Origin of the sequence: Oryzomonas japonica (assembly GCF_008802365.1) — a bacterium.
In the GTDB taxonomy this organism is placed as follows: Bacteria; Desulfobacterota; Desulfuromonadia; order Geobacterales; family Pseudopelobacteraceae; genus Oryzomonas; species Oryzomonas japonica.
The window spans coordinates 150,247-168,045 of sequence record NZ_VZQZ01000008.1 but is presented as its reverse complement, the minus strand read 5'-3'; the positions used below and the strand labels follow the sequence as shown (position 1 = coordinate 168,045).

18 protein-coding genes are annotated in these 17,799 nt (G+C 60.4%); 9 read left to right on the top strand and 9 right to left on the bottom strand.

Translation table 11 applies throughout. The annotated features are described in order from the left end of the window. Window positions 1–47: 47 nt before the first annotated feature. Genes pdxA through cobM form a run of 3 tightly spaced genes read right to left on the bottom strand, consistent with a single transcriptional unit; the run spans window position 48 to window position 2,896 of the window. Window positions 48–1,046 (bottom strand): 4-hydroxythreonine-4-phosphate dehydrogenase PdxA, encoded by a 999-nt coding sequence (pdxA, locus tag F6V25_RS13275; protein WP_151129027.1) that lies wholly within the window; start codon window positions 1,044–1,046, stop codon window positions 48–50. Next, window positions 1,039–2,115, bottom strand: coding sequence for a cobalt-precorrin 5A hydrolase (locus F6V25_RS13270; RefSeq protein ID WP_151129026.1), 1,077 nt, complete (start codon window positions 2,113–2,115; stop codon window positions 1,039–1,041). The genes pdxA and F6V25_RS13270 overlap by 8 nt, the downstream gene beginning before the upstream one ends. A gap of 1 nt (window position 2,116) precedes the next feature. Further along, complete coding sequence (cobM, locus tag F6V25_RS13265) at window positions 2,117–2,896, bottom strand: precorrin-4 C(11)-methyltransferase (protein ID WP_151129025.1); 780 nt, start codon at window positions 2,894–2,896, stop codon at window positions 2,117–2,119. Window positions 2,897–3,320: 424 nt separating this feature from the next. Here cobM and F6V25_RS13260 point away from each other — a divergent pair, with 424 nt between their 5' ends. The 6 genes from F6V25_RS13260 to F6V25_RS13235 all read left to right on the top strand — a co-directional run bounded on the left by F6V25_RS13260 (window position 3,321) and on the right by F6V25_RS13235 (window position 9,031). Then, window positions 3,321–4,526, top strand: coding sequence for an efflux RND transporter periplasmic adaptor subunit (locus F6V25_RS13260; protein ID WP_151129024.1), 1,206 nt, complete (start codon window positions 3,321–3,323; stop codon window positions 4,524–4,526). Window positions 4,527–4,529: 3 nt separating this feature from the next. Continuing rightward, complete coding sequence (locus F6V25_RS13255; RefSeq protein ID WP_151129023.1) at window positions 4,530–5,219, top strand: ABC transporter ATP-binding protein; 690 nt, start codon at window positions 4,530–4,532, stop codon at window positions 5,217–5,219. 160 nt (window positions 5,220–5,379) lie between these two features. Then, complete coding sequence (locus F6V25_RS13250) at window positions 5,380–6,552, top strand: ABC transporter permease (RefSeq protein WP_338045599.1); 1,173 nt, start codon at window positions 5,380–5,382, stop codon at window positions 6,550–6,552. A gap of 7 nt (window positions 6,553–6,559) precedes the next feature. Further along, window positions 6,560–7,306 carry an acyl-[acyl-carrier-protein] thioesterase gene (locus tag F6V25_RS13245; RefSeq protein WP_151129021.1) on the top strand — a complete coding sequence of 249 codons (747 nt, stop codon included), beginning with the start codon at window positions 6,560–6,562 and terminating at the stop codon, window positions 7,304–7,306. 19 nt (window positions 7,307–7,325) lie between these two features. Then, window positions 7,326–7,745: an HIT family protein gene (locus F6V25_RS13240; RefSeq protein WP_151129020.1), complete on the top strand. Its 420-nt coding sequence runs from the start codon at window positions 7,326–7,328 to the stop codon at window positions 7,743–7,745. Then, on the top strand, window positions 7,742–9,031 hold the full coding sequence (locus F6V25_RS13235) for a M16 family metallopeptidase (RefSeq protein WP_151129019.1): 1,290 nt from the start codon (window positions 7,742–7,744) through the stop codon (window positions 9,029–9,031). Before F6V25_RS13240 ends, F6V25_RS13235 begins: the two co-directional genes overlap by 4 nt. Window positions 9,032–9,070: 39 nt before the next feature. On the opposite strand, the gene F6V25_RS13230 is transcribed toward F6V25_RS13235, so the two are convergent. The 3 genes from F6V25_RS13230 to rplU form a co-directional block, all read right to left on the bottom strand. After that, on the bottom strand, window positions 9,071–11,197 hold the full coding sequence (locus F6V25_RS13230; RefSeq protein ID WP_191966190.1) for a methyl-accepting chemotaxis protein: 2,127 nt from the start codon (window positions 11,195–11,197) through the stop codon (window positions 9,071–9,073). Between the two features lie 200 nt (window positions 11,198–11,397). Beyond that, on the bottom strand, window positions 11,398–11,652 hold the full coding sequence (gene rpmA / locus F6V25_RS13225) for a 50S ribosomal protein L27 (protein WP_149307681.1): 255 nt from the start codon (window positions 11,650–11,652) through the stop codon (window positions 11,398–11,400). 40 nt (window positions 11,653–11,692) lie between these two features. Further along, window positions 11,693–12,001 (bottom strand): 50S ribosomal protein L21, encoded by a 309-nt coding sequence (gene rplU / locus F6V25_RS13220; protein WP_151129018.1) that lies wholly within the window; start codon window positions 11,999–12,001, stop codon window positions 11,693–11,695. Between the two features lie 291 nt (window positions 12,002–12,292). Between rplU and F6V25_RS13215 the strand changes: the two genes are divergently transcribed. The 3 genes from F6V25_RS13215 (at window position 12,293) to F6V25_RS13205 (ending at window position 15,343) form a co-directional block, all read left to right on the top strand. Next, on the top strand, window positions 12,293–13,141 hold the full coding sequence (locus F6V25_RS13215) for a hypothetical protein (RefSeq protein ID WP_151129017.1): 849 nt from the start codon (window positions 12,293–12,295) through the stop codon (window positions 13,139–13,141). An 81-nt stretch (window positions 13,142–13,222) separates the two neighbouring features. Next, window positions 13,223–14,485: a hypothetical protein gene (locus F6V25_RS13210; protein WP_151129016.1), complete on the top strand. Its 1,263-nt coding sequence runs from the start codon at window positions 13,223–13,225 to the stop codon at window positions 14,483–14,485. Between the two features lie 111 nt (window positions 14,486–14,596). Further along, window positions 14,597–15,343 carry a glycosyltransferase family 2 protein gene (locus F6V25_RS13205; protein WP_151129015.1) on the top strand — a complete coding sequence of 249 codons (747 nt, stop codon included), beginning with the start codon at window positions 14,597–14,599 and terminating at the stop codon, window positions 15,341–15,343. Between the two features lie 17 nt (window positions 15,344–15,360). On the opposite strand, the gene F6V25_RS13200 is transcribed toward F6V25_RS13205, so the two are convergent. The 3 genes from F6V25_RS13200 to F6V25_RS17025 are packed head-to-tail and all read right to left on the bottom strand — an operon-like array spanning window position 15,361 to window position 17,776. Next, on the bottom strand, window positions 15,361–17,295 hold the full coding sequence (locus F6V25_RS13200) for a tetratricopeptide repeat protein (protein WP_151129014.1): 1,935 nt from the start codon (window positions 17,293–17,295) through the stop codon (window positions 15,361–15,363). A gap of 35 nt (window positions 17,296–17,330) precedes the next feature. Beyond that, window positions 17,331–17,627, bottom strand: coding sequence for a hypothetical protein (locus F6V25_RS13195; protein WP_151129013.1), 297 nt, complete (start codon window positions 17,625–17,627; stop codon window positions 17,331–17,333). After that, window positions 17,624–17,776 carry a hypothetical protein gene (locus tag F6V25_RS17025; RefSeq protein ID WP_191966189.1) on the bottom strand — a complete coding sequence of 51 codons (153 nt, stop codon included), beginning with the start codon at window positions 17,774–17,776 and terminating at the stop codon, window positions 17,624–17,626. The genes F6V25_RS13195 and F6V25_RS17025 overlap by 4 nt, the downstream gene beginning before the upstream one ends. Between the last annotated feature and the right edge of the window lie 23 nt (window positions 17,777–17,799).

The following is a 17,799-nucleotide window of genomic DNA, read 5'->3' as shown; positions in this document are numbered from 1 at the left end:
TTTTCGTTGAATGGTTCTCCTCCACGCGGTTTCCCCCTCATTCCCCCTCATACCCCCGCCATCCCCATGGCCATCCTGATGGCCGCCAACAGGCTCTTCTCCGAGGCCGTGCCGGTCCCTGCCAGACCATAGGCCGTGCCGTGGTCCACCGACGTGCGGATAATCGGCAATCCCAGCGTGACGTTGACCCCGTCGTCAAAATGGAGCATTTTGAGCGGTATCAGCCCCTGGTCATGGTACATGGCCACCACGCCGTCGTACAAACCCTGTTGGGCGAAATGAAAAAGGGTATCCGCCGAAAGCGGCCCCTGGGCATCGATCCCCTCGTGCTGCGCCGCTTCGATGGCCGGTGCGATTGCCAGTTCCTCCTCGTTGCCGAACATCCCACCCTCGCCGCAGTGCGGGTTGAGCGCCAGCACCGCCAAGCGCGGGGTGGATTTGCCGGTCAGGCGCCGCACCCCGTCCGCCGTGACCCGGATCGTATTCAGCACCCGGTCCCTGGTGATCAGGCCGGGAACGGCACGAAGCGCCTCATGGATCGTCACCAGGCTGACCCGGAGCACATCGCCCGCCAGCATCATCACATAATCGTCCACCCCGCACAGTTCGGCCAAAAGTTCGGTGTGCCCGTGGTACACATGGCCGGCACGGTTCATGGCCTCCTTGTTGATGGGCGCCGTGACCATGGCCGCCACCCGGCCCGCCAGGCAAAGGCGGGCAGCCGTGCAGATATAGCTATGGACGGCATCGCCGGCAGCCAATGTGGGCCTGCCGTACTGCATATCCCCTTCGGGCAGGCGGGAAACCGGCATTAACGCCACAGCGCCCTCCGGGACGTGGCGCGCCTCCTCGGGCTCAATGATTTCGACTAGTTTCAGCCGCGAACCGCAGACGTGCACCGCCCGGTCAACGGCTTCCCTGTCGCCGACGACCAGGGGCGTGCACCCCGTGGTAACCAGGGGATTGCCCAACGCCTTGACGATGATCTCCGGCCCGATACCGCAGGGATCACCCATGGTGATCGCTATCAGGGGTTTTTCAGTCATGGGGCTCCTCTTCCTCGATCTCGGCCACCGCCAGGGTGACGTTCTCCGACTTGACCTTCTTCAGCAGCAATCTTCCGCCCCCCGAACCGAGCAGGGCCGCCGGTTCCGCCACCCCCGAGGCGCCGATAGCCGCCAGGGCATGGGACGACGGCGGCGACGGGGCTGCGACGGCATTCAATTCGTCGCTCCCGAAGAACGCCAGGGGAACGCCCAACCGCTCAGCAAAGGCGATCAGCCCCTCCTCGTCGCGCTTGACCGTTACCGTGGCCACCAGGCGCACGCTCTTGCGGGAGAGGAAGATACGCTTGAGTTGAGCCGTAACGAAATCATCGATGTCGTCCACCGTCGTGCCGCGGTTGCAACCGATACCCAACACCAGGTTGCTGGGACGCAGGATCAGCAGGTTGTCGGGCTGGGTCTGGGGCGGAAGGTGGCGGTTGGTTACGAACAGGAATCCCCGGGCCGTACTCTCCATGGCCTCGGCAAAGGTGTCGTGAAATGAGGTCTTGCCCCGACCGCACAGCCAGCAGCGCGTCTTCCCCGTGGGATCGACGACGGCAATCTCCTCGCCATCCAGGAGCAGCCGGTTGAGCACCTTGACCCGGCCGATGTCGTCGATCACCCACCCCTGCTCCTTGGCCAGGAGGTCAAAGGAGGGGAGACCATTGGCATCGGTGGCGGTGGTGATGACCGGCCGGGCTCCGGTGATGAAGGCGCAGCGTTCGGCCAGTTCGTTGGCGCCGCCCAGATGGCCCGCAATGAGCGAGATGGCGAATTTGCCCGCATCGTCCATCACCACCACGGCCGGGTCGGTCTCCTTGGACTCCAGAAGCGGCGCGATCATGCGCACCACGATGCCGGCGGCCATGATGAAGACGAAACCGCCGTACTCCTTCCAGAGTGAGGCGGCCAGCGTCTTCAGGTCGGCAGGGTCGAAGAGGCGCCTGGCCGTTCCGGCCTGGCCGGCATAGCGGCTGGAAACATGCAGCTCCGCTTCGGGCAGCCCTCCCCGCAACCGTTGCCCCAGCTGCGCCCCGTTACGGGTTATGGCGATCACGGCGACGTGCATGTCATCCTATGGCGCTGCCGCGAAAACCGTGGGAGAAAGCGTCATCGTAGAGCAGCGACCGGGCCTTGAGCCCTTCGCGGCGCGCCGCCAGCACATCCCCCACGATGATCAGGGCCTGGCGGTCGATGCCCGCCTCCCGGACCTTGGCGGCGATATCGGCCAGGGTCCCCTCGATGATCAATTCGTCCTCCCAGGAGGCGCGGCAGACCACGGCTGCGGCGGTCTCCGGGGTGTAGGCGCCGGCCAGAAGCTCTTCCACCACCCGGTCGATCATGCCCACCGAGAGATAGATTACCAGGGTGGCGCCGATGCCGGCGATGCGGCTGAGGCGTTCCCGTTCCGGCACCGGTGTGCGTCCCTCCATGCGGGTGAAGATCACCGACTGGGACACTTCCGGCAGGGTCAGTTCCTGTTTGAGGGCGGCAGCGGCGGCAAAGGCGCTGGTCACGCCGGGCACCACCCGGTACGCCACCCCCAGGCGGTCCAAAGCCTCCATCTGTTCCTGGATGGCGCCGTAGATCGATGGGTCGCCGGTATGAAGCCGTACCACGCTCTTGCCGGCCGAGACGGCTTCCATGACCACGGAGAGAACCTCGTCGAGGGTCATGCCGGCCGAATCGTACACATCCGCCGTGGCGGCATAGCGGCGGACCAGTTCCCGGTCCACAAGGCTGCCGGCATAGACGACCACATCGGCATGGCGCAAGAGCCGCGCGCCGCGGATAGTGATGAGGTCGGCGGCCCCCGGTCCTGCGCCGACGAATGAAACCTGTGGTGACATGGTTGACCTGTTCCTTGTTTTCTTTGGCAAAACCGCATTGGTGGCGCTGCCTGCTGCACTTGTAGTCCGAAACCTGCCCCATGTCAAGCTGGAGCGCTGCACCGGCCCCGGCTGCCGCTGTTTTTTCAATTGACAATTTTTACGGATGTATTAGGATAATAAGCATCCTGTTAGGTTTTTATAAGTATACCACGAAAGGAGAACCCGACTATGTGGACTGCAAGATTCAGAATTCGTCCGGTATCCCACTGCAAAGAGGGTTGCCCTAGCCAGCCTGCGGCGTGATTCGCCGCGGGCGTTTCGAAAAAGCCCCCTGCCCCCTGGACAGGGGGCTTTTTTTTTGAAGGTAATCTGTTATGATGCCGGTTCGAGCAACAATGGCATTCCACCCCAGCTTGCTGTCTGCAAAGCGAAAGAGACCGGCATGAAAAAATATCTCCTCATCCTGGCAGCCATCCTGCTCGCGGCCGGCACCGCAGCCTTCTTCTTTTTCAGACGCGCGCCCGAGATCAACTACAAAACCGCCAAGGTCGAACGGGGGGGCATCGTTGCCGCCGTGTCGGCCACCGGCAACCTGAGCGCCGTCATCACCGTCCAGGTCGGTACCCAGGTTTCGGGCACCATTCAGAAACTCTACGTCGATTACAATTCTCGGGTCAAAAAGGGGCAAGCGATTGCCGAGATCGACCCCTCGCTCTTCAGGGCCGCCGTGGAGCAGGCCGACGGGAATTACCGCAACGCCCAAGCCAACCTGATGAAGGCCAGGGTCACACTGGCCGACGCGGAGCGGACCATGAAGCGCAACAACAAGCTGCTGGCCGACGGCATCATCTCCCAAAGCGACTACGATGTGGCCGAAACCGCGTGGCAATCGGCCAAGGCAGGCATCAAGGCGGCCGAGGGGAGCGTGGCCCAGACCCGCGGGGCGCTCATGCAGGCCCGCACCAACCTGAATTACTCGGTCATCCGCTCGCCGGTGGACGGCACCGTCATCTCCCGTGCGGTGGATGTGGGGCAGACCGTGGCGGCCTCCTTTCAGACTCCGACCCTTTTCACCATCGCCCAGGACCTGACCAAGATGCAGATCGAGGTCAGCGTGGACGAAGCCGACATCAGCCGCATTACCCTCGGTCAGCCCACCTCCTTCAATGTGGATTCCTACCCGGAGCAGACCTTCAAGGGCAAGGTGGTCCAGATCCGTAGCGCCCCGATCATCACCCAGAACGTGGTCACCTATATCGTGGTGGTCAATGTGGACAACAGCGACCTGAAACTCAAACCGGGCATGACCGCCAACGTATCCATCGAGGTGGCCCGCAGGGACAACGTGCTCAAGCTCCCGCCAGCCGCCCTGCGCTTCAAGCCGAAGACGGGGGAGAGCGCGGCCAAGGGCGCACGCCCCGCACAGCAGGAAACGGGTAAGGGCCAACGCCGGGACAGGGGGCAGCGGGTCTACATCCTCAAGGCGAACAAACCGGTCCCCGTCATGGTAAAGACCGGCATCTCCGACGCAGGCGCCATCGAGTTGACGGAAGGGGGGCTGAAGGAGGGGGATGCGGTCATCGTCGAACAGGTGGGCGGCGACGCCAAGAAAAAGAGCGGCGGTTCTCCCATGGGTCCGCGTTTTTAAACCATGGGCGAAGTCATCTCCCTCAAGGATATCCGCCGCGTGTTCACCATGGGCGACCAGCAATTCGAGGCGTTGCGGGGCATTTCCTTCAGCGTCGCCGAAGGTGAATTCGTGGCCATCATGGGCGCATCGGGCAGCGGCAAGTCCACCTGCATGAACATCCTGGGCTGCCTGGACCACCCCAGTTCGGGCACCTACCTGCTGGACGGCCTCGATGTGGCGGGCATGGACCTTAACCGGCTGGCCGGCATCCGCAACAAGAAGCTGGGCTTTGTCTTCCAGGGGTTCAACCTGCTGGCGCGCACCCCTGCGGTGGAGAACGTGGAACTCCCCCTGGTCTATGCCGGGGTGCCCGCGAAGGAGCGCCGCCACAAGGCGCTGGCGGCCCTGGAGCAGGTTGGGCTGGGGGGCAAGGAGGGCAATCACCCCAGTCAGCTTTCCGGGGGGCAGCAACAACGGGTAGCCATCGCCCGGGCCTTGGTCAACAGCCCTGCGGTGATCCTGGCCGACGAACCGACCGGCAATCTGGACAGCTCGACCAGTGAGGAGATCATGGGCCTGTTCACCGACCTGAACAGGCGCGGCATCACCATCATCATGGTCACCCACGAGCCGGATGTGGCCACCTATGCCGGACGCAGGATCACCTTCCGAGACGGGCAGATTATCGGGGATACCATGACGAATCAGTAAGAAGCTCATCTGCGGCGTTACACTCGTCACGTTCCCCACGAGCATTGTTTGCTGGAGCTTTTTACGGATGCGCGAGAGGCGCGTTTTCGAGATCAAGGGATTACACGTGGACCTTCTCCAAACCCTGAAAATAGCCCTGCGGGCCCTGCGCACCAACAAGATGCGCTCGTTTCTGACCATGCTGGGGATCATCATCGGCATCGCGGCCGTGATCGCCATGATGGCCGTGGGGGCCGGGGCGCGCCACGTCATCTCCCAGCAGATCGCCAGCATCGGCAGCAACATCATCCTGGTCATCCCCGGCTCCACCACCAGCGGCGGCATCCGCATCGGCAGCGGCGCCAGCCAGACCCTGACCAGCGACGACGCCAAGGCCATCATGGCCGAGTGCCCCTCGGTGGAGACCGCCGCTCCCACGGTGCGCAGCACGGGCCAAGTGGTCTACGGCAACATGAACTGGTCCACCATCATTATGGGGAGCACGCCCGAGATGTTCGATATCCGCGAGTGGCCGGTGACGAGCGGCCGCAGCCTCGGCCAGCAGGACGTGGACGGCGCCGCCAAGGTGTGCCTCCTGGGGCAGACCGTGGCCGAAAACCTGTTCGGCTCCACCGACCCGGTGGGCAAAATGGTGCGCATCAAGAAGGTCCCCTTCACCGTGGTCGGCCTGCTGGAGCGCAAGGGGCAATCCCCCCAGGGGAGCGACCAGGACGATGTGATCTTTGTGCCGCTACGCACGGCCCAGCGCAAGCTGGTCGGGTCCCAATTCCCCAACACCGTGGGAGCGGTTATGATAAAGGCCCGGAGCGAAGCCCTGTTGAGCAAGGCCGAGGACGAGGTCAACGACCTCCTCAAGCAGCGCCACCGCATCACCGGCAGCAAGGAACCGGATTTTTCCACCCGCAACCTCTCGGAGATTCTGGCCGTGGCCGAGCAGTCCTCCAAGGCCATGTCCCTGTTGTTGGGCGCAGTCGCCTCCATCTCCCTGCTCGTCGGCGGCATCGGCATCATGAACATCATGCTGGTGTCCGTTACCGAGCGGACCCGTGAGATCGGCATCCGCATGGCCATCGGGGCGCGAAAGAACGACATCCTCCTCCAGTTCATGACCGAGGCGGTGCTCCTGACCATGATCGGCGGCCTGATCGGTATCTGCCTGGGGGGGGCGGGGGCCATGGTCGTCTCCCGGATTTTGTCCTGGCCGACGCTCATCTCGGTCGAATCCGTCAGCATCGCCTTCATCTTCTCCGGTGCGGTGGGCATTTTCTTCGGCTTCTACCCGGCCCGCAAGGCGGCCGGGCTCAATCCCATCGACGCACTGCGCTACGAGTAGCTGACCAATGGAACCTAACATTTTCCTAAAAGATTTTCCGGTTCGCTACCACGAACTGGACAGTTGCGGCAATCTGCGGGTGGCGACCCTGCTCAACTACCTGCAGGACACGGCGGGGATGCATGCGGCACTGCTGGGCGTCTCCCTGGCCGACCTGCAAAAGCTGGGGCTGACCTGGGTGCTGTCACGCATCCATCTGCTGGTGGAACGCTATCCCCGCGCCGGGGAAACCGTGACGCTCCGTACCTGGCCGGCGACCCGCCAGGGACTCTTCACCTGCCGCGAGTTCGAACTGTGCGACCGCCATGGCGCCTGCGTGGCGCGGGCGACTACCTCATGGGCGGTAATGAACGTTACCACCCGCCGCCCGGTCCGGCTGGAGGGGAATCTCCCCCCCTATCCGCTGGTACCCCAACGGTCGATCGATGACGACTTCGCGCCGTTGCCCCCCTTTCCCGTGGCCGCCACAACAGAGATGGGGTTCCGGGTACTGCGCAGCGACCTGGACATGAACCACCACGTCAACAACACCATCTATGCGGGATGGGCGCTGGAAGCGGTGCCCGATGCCGTAGCGGCGGGCAGCCTGACCGAACTGGAGATCGCCTTCCGGGCCGAGGTCCGCCACGGCGACAGCATTATGTCCCGCTGCGCCGTTACGGATACGGGACCGGCAACCTGCTGCCTGCATCAGATCGCAAGCCGGCGGGACGGCAAGGAACTGGCGCGCCTACGCACCCGCTGGAATAAATGAGAAACTATTGGAGCTATCCATGACCCTATCACCCTGCCCCATGTGCAACCGTTGGGAGAGCGATGCCGATCTGCGCATCGCCGAACTCGAACACTCCTATGTCATCCTCAACCGTGACCAGTTTTTCCCCGGTTACACGCTGCTGTTCAGCAAAACCCACGTTACCGAGCTGTTCCACCTCGACCGCCGAGTGCGGGGCGAGCTGATGGAAGAGATCAGCCGGGTGGCCGAGGCGTTGTTCGCAACCTTCCGGCCTGACAAGATCAACTACGAACTCCTGGGCAACATGGTCCCCCATATGCACTGGCATCTGGTGCCCCGCTTCGCCTCGGAGCCGCTCTGGCCGCGCCCCATCTGGGCCGAGCCCCATGACGACGTACTCCTGGCGCCGGAAGGGTACCGCCGAACCATCGAGCGAATCCGGGGGGCGCTGGCATGATCCGGCCGTTTCTGCACACCCAGAACAACGGCCTGCGGGTTGTGTGCGTCGAGATGCCCCACCTGCACGCGGCCGAACTGGCGATCTATGTCAAGGTCGGGGGGCGCAACGACCCGCCCGGCAGGGAGGGACTGTCCCACTTTCTGGAACATATCCTCTTCCGCGGCACGGCAGATTATGCCTCGTCCCTCGCGATCGAAACCGCCTTCGAGGCGGTCGGCGGAGCTCCCAATGCCGCCACCGACGCCGAATCCACCTGCTACTATTCCCGCGTCCACCCGGACCATGTGCGACACGGCCTGGAGATCTTCGCCTCCATGCTGCTGCGGCCGCTTCTGGAGGGGATTGAGGTCGAACAGCGCATCATTGCGGAGGAGGCGCGGGAGGATCTGAACGAGCAGGGAGACGAGGTCAATCCCGATACCATCACCAGCCGCCTCCTCTGGCCGCGCCACCCCCTGGGCATGCCGACCATCGGCACCCTGAAGAGCATTGCCGCCATAGACCGGGCAGACCTGGCGACGCACCTGCAACGCTACTATGTACCCAGTTCCACGGTGGTCGTGGTTGCCGGGCCGGTGCGCAGCCACGAGATCTTCGCCGCCGCCAGCGTGGTCTTTGACGGCTGGTGCGGGGCGACAGCGCCGCCGACCCCCATGGTCACCAAGCGCAACACCACCCCCCAGATCCGATTCGTGCGCGACTCCGACAGCCAGGTAAATCTGCAGCTTTCCTTCCTGGGCTTTCCCCGCAACGACCAACACTTCATGGCCGTTCGCCTCTTGCGCCGAATCCTGGCCGGCGGCGGCAGCTCGCGCCTGCACCTGCGGCTGCGGGAGGAATTGGGGATCGTCTATTCCGTGGATGGGGCCGTTGGGGCCTATGACGAGACCGGATGCCTGACCTTTGACCTCTCCACCGCCCCCGCGAACCTGCCCCAGGCGATCGAGGTCACCCTTGACGAACTCCGGCGCATGGCGGACGAACCGATCACGGCGGCAGAGCTGGACAGGTTCCGCCAATCTTACATCTTTGACCTGGATTACAGCCGCGACTCGGCGTACGAGATGGGGGTGCGCTACGGTTGGGGAGAACTGGTGGGGGTCAAACGGAATATCGAGGAGGACCAGGAAGAGGCGCGCCACATCACGGCGGAGATACTGCAGGAGACGGCCCGCACCCTCTTTGCGCCGCAAAATCTGAACCTGGTGGCCGTTGGGCCTTACAAGACCGGCATGAAGAAAACGGCACGGGGGTTGATCGAGCGCTACGCGGAACGTTTTTGATGCAGGGCCGGGTGCAGCCGGCCCGAACCGACAGCCGGCTCACGGCCTCGTTGTTTTCCTGTCCAGTTTGATGACCGATTCGCACGGCGACAGGTAGCCGATGCGGATGCCACCCCAATGCCTGCCGCCGATCAGAAGCGGACGAGACATGTCGTTGAGGATCTCGCCCGTATCGCGACGGTAGGTTTGGAGCAGGAAACCATCGGTGTTCTGGGCGCAGCGAATGCCGGTACGGTCATTGAAAATCCGCTTGGTGCGGTTATTGCTTTTATCCGTCTCCGTGTCTCCGGTCAAAGGCTTCGTGTAACGCAGGTTGTGGCACGGACAATATCCGTTGCTGTCCACACAGATGGCGTAAAAGAGCTTGCTGTCCTTGCCGACCGCCTTCTCCTGGAAGGAGGATATCACGCGGTCGAAAAAGGCATCGAATTTGGTCGTGTATTTTTGGGGGTTGGTATTGGGGACCGGGACATAGTTTCTGTCGAACAGGGCCTCCAGCGTGATCGTCCGGTCGCGCAACGCCGCCTCGATTGCAGCCAGCACCTGCCCTTCCATCTCGCGGACATGGGATTTGACGGTATCGTGATAGTTGCCGACCGAGAATTTGCCCACCGTGCCGTAGATCTGCTCTACCAGATCCGAGAAGGTCCCAAAGGCCTCGTTGGTCGTCTGGGTCAATTCAAACGTTTCGTTCGCCGTGGCGGAAACCATCTGGATATTTTCCGAAATTTCCTGGGTGGTGGCGCTTTGTTGTTCGGAAGCTGCCGCAATCTGTTCGATCATGGTATGCGATTCGACGGCATGGCTCTTGATGTTCTCAAGGCGCTGTCGTGCCTCTTCAGCCCTGGTCAGACCGGTCTGGACGAGGCCCGTTTCAGTAACGATCATGGCGGCCGCCTTCCGGCTGGCTTGCTGGATATTGGCCACAATCCGTTCGATCTCCCGGGTGGACCGGGTGGTCTTCTCGGCCAGCCCCTTGACCTCGCTGGCCACCACGGCAAACCCCTTCCCGGCATCGCCGGCGCGGGCGGCCTCGATGGAGGCGTTCAACGCCAGCAGGTTGGTCTGGTCGGCGATATCCTCGATCAGGACCACCATCTCCCCGATACTAGCCGATGAGGCCTCCAACTGGCGGATGGTCTCCAACGTGCTGTTCACGCTCTCGCTGATCTGGCGCATGCAATTCCAGGTTTCCTCCACCACCACCATGCCGTCGCTCGCGGCCACATCGACATCCGACGAGAGCGTTGCCGCCCGGTGGGTGTTGCCGGCCACATCGTTGATGGTCATGGTCATCTCTTCCGATGCCACCGCCACCGCCGAAGCCTGCTCCTTCTGGTCCTGGCTCATGCTCAGGGTCCGATCCGTGCCGAAGGAGAGCTCGCAGACGCCGCTGCCGATCATGCAGGCCTGCTGGTACAGGAGCGAGATGGTTTCGCGAATCTTCGTCGTCAGCCGGTTGACCTCCGTACCCAGGTTCCCCAGTTCATCGTCGGAACGGACGCGCAGGACCTGGGTCAGATCTCCCTCGCCACTGGCCATTTCGGCCAACTGTTCGTGCAACTCCCTGACTTGGAGTACCAGCGTCCGGCTAAAAAAGAGGTATAGGGCCGCGAGGATCGCAAAGAAGAAGCAGAAGCCGACCACCGACAGCACGATTGTCAGCCGGAAAGCGCTTGCATACCCCTCTTCCAGGGAGGTGGTCAGCATCAATCCCCCCCGATACCGGGCGGTGGCATCGTGGCAGCTATGGCAGCGCTGCTCGTTCTCCAGGGGCAACGCCAGGGTCAAAAGATGCCGGCCATCCTTCGTATCCAGACGTTCGACGTTCTTGCCCGCTTTTAAGGCCGCGCGAACTTCCTCGCTTGGCGCACCGTTGCCGCCCCACTCCTTGCCATCGCCGTTGAACAGCCGGATCTCCTGAATTCCACCCTTGGCTTTGATGTCCTTGACGTACGTATCGAAATTCTTCATATCGCCGATGGTCATCAGGTTGAGCAGGTCATGGCTCACCGTTGCCGCAATCTGACGGGCATTATGTTTTTCCAGGTCCATGGTGGCACTGTATTCAAGGTAAATCGAAAGAACGCCCAGGCCGGCAAAACCGATACAGAGTATGCCGCCGATCATGGTCAGGATTTTGCGCGTCAATTTTGATTTGAACATGGGAGCCTCTGGAATCGGGGAGGTATTTTATAGCGGACGACTAACAGCTAAATAGCTTGTTATACTAAATTTTTTGCAGTATACAGCAAAATAACAGCGAGTGCAAACAATATATTTAAACACTGTTCTGTTATTTGTCGTGGACACAAAAAAACCCGGAAGGCTTATCTTCCGGGTTTTGGGAACTGATTTAACGTCGATTAGTTGGGATATACAGAAACCTTTTTCCGGTCTTTACCCATACGCTCGAAGGTCACGATGCCGTCGATCAGAGCGAACAGCGTATAATCCTTACCGCAGCCGACATTGTTGCCGGGATGGATCTGGGTGCCGTGCTGACGATAGATGATATTACCGGCTGTAACGGATTCGCCGCCGAACTTTTTGCAACCAAGCCTCTGGCCGTCCGAATCCCTGCCGTTGCGTGAACTGCCTACACCTTTCTTATGTGCCATTTCCGTGTCTCCTGGGAAAAATATCGAAAAATATCGTGTATTATGCGCTGATTTTTTCTATCTTGAGCACCGTGCGCTCCTGGCGGTGGCCGCGAAGCTTGCGGGAATCCTTACGACGCTTGGACTTGAACACGAGAATCTTCTTGTCCTTGCCCTGAGCCGCTATCTTGGCAGTTACCGTGGCGCCGACAACCAGCGGAGCACCAATGGCAACCTTTTCGCCGCCGACCATGAGAACCTCAGCAAATTCAATGCTATCGCCGATGTTGCCATCAAGTTTTTCAACCTTGAGGAACTCACCTTCACTTACCTTATACTGCTTGCCGCCTGTCTTGATAACTGCGTACATATGTGGTCTCCATCTAATTCAATTTTGCAGAGTTTTGGACTATAGGAAAACTTGATCTACAAGTCAAGCGTTTTTTATATTTTTTTATTCCCCCCGGTGCCCGCTACCCGCCACCGACTGTGGTGCCGCAAATCGAGGCAGCCCCAAGGGGCAATTCCAGCAAAATACCCGCTACTATGGAAACTTACAGCTTTTCAAACCAGGCAAAATAGTGTAACAATATGGGCAGATCGCTTGGGGCAAATGGACAAAGCCCCGGCAGAATCCATTAATTACACAGGAGTGCAAAAAATGAATGTTTGCAGAAACTCGCTTGCCATCGGATGCTCCCTCGCACTTGCCATGCTCCTTCAGTCCGGTTGCGCTACCCAGCAGAAAGCGGCAGTACCGACGGCGCAACCGACCGGCTCCGCCGAGCAGGCCGCGCCTCAAATACTTGCCGGGAAGGTATTCGAAACCATGAACAGCGGTGGCTATACCTACATCGGACTGGACAGCGACGGCAAAAAGATCTGGGTGGCGGTCCCTCCCATGAAAGTTGAAGTGGGGCAGGAAGTGAAGCTCAGACCCGGCATGCAGATGGGTAAATTCACCAGCAACACCCTCAAGCGGACCTTTGACAACATCATCTTCTCTTCCGGGCCGGTCATGGATGCTGCGCAACCAATGGAAGGCCTTCCCAAGGTTGACCCGAACGCCAAACTGCCCGAAGGGCATCCTAAAATAGGGCAAAACGCACAACTACCCCATGACCACCCCTCGACCAACCAGAAATACCTGTTGGAAAAAGGCGCTGCTCCCAATGCGGGAGAAAAAGCTGCAATGACCCCGGAGCAGCAGGCCAAGGTTGATGCCATAGCCCAATCCATGCCGGCGGGTCACAAGTCGATGGCAGGGGGTGCGGAGATGAGCGGCACAATCTCCGGCACGGTTGTCGAGACCATGGACGGTGGCGGATATACCTATGTCAACATCGAAAATGCCGGCAAAAAGACCTGGGTTGCATTTCCGGTAACAGCCGTTACCGTTGGCCAAAAAATGGAACTGGCCTCCGGCATGGAAATGAAGAACTTCACCAGCAAGAGCCTCAACCGGACCTTTGACAGCGTTATCTTCTCGGCAGGCCCTGTAGCCAAGTAAACCATTTCAGGCGATGGGTGACACCCAGTTCGACATGGGGCGCCCATCGCCTGGAAGCCGTAAAAGAGGACAATACTCCATATGCGTTGTATGCACCTCATTGTTGTCAGCCTATTCTTGCTCTTGGTCGCCGGTTGCGGGAATCTGACCAAGCCGATGGATTTTTACTTTACGACCCAGACAAATGTCGCCCAAAGTGCAACCATCACTTCGAACACCATTACCATCCTCGGTAATCAGTTTGAAGCCGACATCTCCATCGTTAATGGCCAATACTCAATCGACGGGGGAGCTTATACCAGCGTCCCCGGCAAAATCAAGCTGAACCAGACACTGACCATCCAGCAGACCTCCGCATCCGACATAAGCACCGCCACCATCACCACCGTTACCGTGGGCGGCTACACGACCACATTCACCTCCATCACTTCGTCGGCACTCATGTTCGCGACCCAGAGTTCCGTTTTTCTCAAGACGCTGATCGAGTCGAACTCACTCAAGCTTCCTGCATCTCTTTCCGCCTCTTCCGCCATCAGCATCAGCAACGGAGAATATGCGATCTCTACCGACGGGGGGACCACGTGGTCCTCATACACCAGCGCCGCCGGCACTGTTGAACCCGGGCAAAGATTGAAGGTGCGGCAGACATCGTCCGCAGCCACAAATACCGACGTTGTTACGACGGTAACCGTAAGCGGCCTTTCCCCCATTACCTTTACCACCCACACAGGGACGACATTCAGCTTTACGACTCAGAATGATGTGGACCTCGGCACCCAACTGGTATCGGACAATTTCACGCTTCCCAGTTATCTTGCCGCCTCTACAGCCATCAGCATCGTCAACGGCGAATATTCGACCTCGCCCAATGGCGGCACCACCTGGACCGAGTACACAAGCACCGCCGGCACCGTCGATCCCGGCCAGTTATTACGGGTCCGGCAGACGTCCTCCGCAGCGGAGGCGACCTCTACGCTTACGACCGTGACGGTGGGCAGCACGCCCATCACCTTTACCACCGTCACCAAGAGTATCCCGAAAGACGCCAGCGGCAAGATTTTGGTACTCACTTTCCAGCCGAGTCCATCCTTGAATCCGCCCAATACCTACTTTGGTATTTCCGCCACCATCAAGAACACCGATACGGTCAGTGCGGCCGTAACCGTGAACTGGAAGGCGACCACCAGCACCGGCGCGGTTGTAGCCAGCGACTCCTTTACCACCGGCGTTATCCTTGCCGGCCAAACCGTCACCAACACATATGTCACCTCCCAAAGCCCATTGCTGACAACCACCTATGACAGTATTGCAACGTGGAGCGTTGTTTCAGTCGTGAGGAATTAACAGGGGAGCAGAGGACATCTTGAAGAGCAGGTGAAGAACGCACAAAGACAGGAGAATGACTCTTCTGTCTTTGTTTTTTCAACCCAGAGAAGGGACAACGGGAAACCGGGCATGCTGAACGGCAACAGAATAGCGGTGGTCCTCCCCGCCTACAACGCCACCAAAACCCTGGAGAGAACCTATCGGGAGATTCCGCTCGATATTGTCGACGAGGTGATCCTTGTCGACGACGCCAGCCGGGACGAAACCCCCGAGGTGGCGCGCCGGCTCGGCATCAGGACCATCGTGCACGAACGCAACACCGGCTACGGCGGCAACCAGAAAACCTGCTATCGTACGGCGCTGGAGCGGGGAGCCGATATTGTCGTCATGCTGCACCCCGACTACCAGTACACGCCCCGGCTGATACCCGCCATGGCGTCCATGATCGCCTACGGAGAATTCGACGTTGTGCTTGCGTCGCGCATCCTCGGCACCGGCGCCCTCAAAGGGGGCATGCCCCTCTACAAGTATGTCTCAAACCGCTTCCTGACCCTTGTGGAAAACATCCTGCTCGGCCAGAAGCTTTCCGAATATCATACCGGCTACCGGGCCTTTTCCCGTAGTGTTCTCGAAAATCTTCCCCTGGAGAACAATTCCGACGATTTTGTCTTCGACAACCAGATGCTGGCCCAGGTGGTCCGTTTCGGCTACCGGATCGGCGAAGTGAGCTGTCCCACCAAATATTTCACCGATGCGTCATCCATCAATTTTCGCCGGAGCGTCGTGTACGGCTGCGGTGTCCTGAAGACCGCACTCCTGTTCCGCCTGCAACTCTGGGGCATATTTCGTTCCTGCCTGTTTCGGCACAAGGCGTAACGCAGGCGACACACCGCCTACCTGTTGCCCCGTATCCGCTGATAGTTCTGCCGCATTTCCTGGTTATCGGGATTCAGATCAAGGGCTTTTCGAAGAAGATATTCCGCAGACATCACATCGCCGCGCCGATACGCCATAAAGGCCAATTCATTCAATGCCGTCAGGTTTGCCGGGTATTCCCGGTTCAAACGCATAAACGTCCGTTCCGCCTCCTTCCAAAGCCGCATCCTGATCTGAAGCATTCCGATTCGTTCCAAAGCCTGGTCCTGTTTCCAACCGAAAGAAAGCATCCGCTGCAAGTTTTCGAGCCGGGGGTAAGCCGCGCCGACCCTCTCCAGGAAGGCATCCAGAATCAGACAATCATCCACCCGGCCGGGGAATCGCGGGAGCGCACGGCTGGTGAGATCGACCGGCGGCGGGAGGTTTGGAACATCCGTACGCATCCAGAACGAGGCGGCATAGTCGTAATACACCAGCCGCCAGCGGGGGTCCATGGGAAGTACCGGCAGAAGCGCCTGGGCTTCCGAGGAAGTATGTTGCAGCAGGATGCCGGTGATGCCGTAGCCCAGCACCATCTGCTGCCACAACAGGGGGTCCGCCGGGGCGCGCTGAATCCCGTCCAGAATGGTGCGCTCGTATATCTCCCAGCGGCCATCGGTCAAGGGCACCTGCTGCGGGTAGAAATGATACAGGTAAAAACCGCCCAGATTATTGGAGTTGAAGACCTGCCCGCGAAAGCCTGACTTACGTATGAATTGGGGCAGATCATGGGGGAAAAACGATGGCGTCGCCCCCAGGCCGAAACGGGAGGGGATCTCCATCCTGAGGTAATACTGCCCCGAGAGCGAAAACCAGACCATCGCCGCCATGGCAAGCAGCGCCGCCGACCGTATGGCGACCGCAAGCCCCTCCCGAGGCCTGGCCGGTAGGACAAAGCGCAGATGTTCGGCCACAAACGGAGCGGCAACCAGGGCGAAAAGCGCCATATTACGCCGTCCGCTCAATGCCGCAACGCCCATGGCGGCCACGATGAGCACTCGCTGCGGGGCACACCCCCGGCGCACCGCAGCGGCGATTGCCACACCGCAGGCCGCAACGAGCAGAAACGCAAAGAACCAGAACGCCGGGGCCGACATGGCGGCCCGGCCCAAGGTTGGGGAGAGTTCGCCCACATTCTTGAGGGCGACGGCAGAGGACGTATCCGCCTCCCGGAACAGCAGCACGGCGTATTCCCAGCCGCGCACCCCGAAGGGGGTGGCCAGGGTAGCCGCCAGCAGCAGTGCCGTCAGGCGCGTAAGCGGGGCCACATCGTTTTTTGCCCCCCGCAGCCTGTTCCAGACCGCAACAATCCAGTAACATCCCGCCATGAACGGCCCCAGCACGAACAGGCCGTGGCAATTGGCCCAGATCACCTGGGCTCCTCCCAACAACGCCACGTCGCCTGGTGTCCTGATGCATTCTTCCTGCAAGCGGAGGTAGAACAGGCAGATCATCAGCAAGGTCACCATCTCCGGCCGCGGGAGGAACCGTTCGATGCAGGCCATTGCTGCGAAAAAGAGCAGGATCGAGCCTGTGCCGGACGAGGTCCAGCGAAGGATGGCCCGGCGGCAGACGAATAAAGCCCCGCCCCAGACCGCCACCATGAGCAATTGTACGCCGGCCATGCCGCCAAGACGATGGGCGCCGGCCAGCACGGCCTGGAACAGCCAATGGCTGTCGTGGTACGGCCTGCCGAGCGCAGCCAGGGCAAAGCGGTCGCGATCCGGGACCGCCAACCGGGCAAGGATGTCCTTGCCGATCACCAGGTGCCACCACACATCCAGGTCGTAAATCTGATTTATCAAAAATGCAGCGACCGCCGCAACCGCCATACCGAGCAGCACGGCATCGAACAACCGGTTTTCAGTCAATTTTCCCGGCCCGGTGCTTGTCTTTTCCGTGGCAACATTCATTCAGGTAATCCTCGCTGAGAAATTCGGCACTTCATTTATTCCTTCGCCGCGGGACCGGGCTGACCGGAGGTCCGGCGAGCCCTTTGCCTTTCCTGCATCTTCTCCTGCCGCTTCTCCGACTCTTCCTGCCTCCGGGTTCCCGTGCGGAGCTCCTCGGTCTGCTCCGTGCTGCCGGGCGGCGTCTTCTTCTCCTGGTCCCCGGCTTTGTCATTGGCATCCCCGCTATACTCGATGACGATTTCCGTGTCCGTTTCATGGATGGTGCCATGACCAGCCCAGACCGGCTGGGCACAGCCAAGCATCAGGGACCAGATCGCAACTATCCTCTTCATGAGCGCACCTCTTTTCCTGCGTCGGCATCGCATGCCCAAACATTGCCCTTGCACGGACGCACCCGCAAAACCAGTTCAATAGCCAGAGCCATCACCTTTTCACATTGTGCCACCATCTCTTTGGCTTGAAATTCGGGTTTAGACAGCACGTGCTGTTCCTGAGCGCAACGGG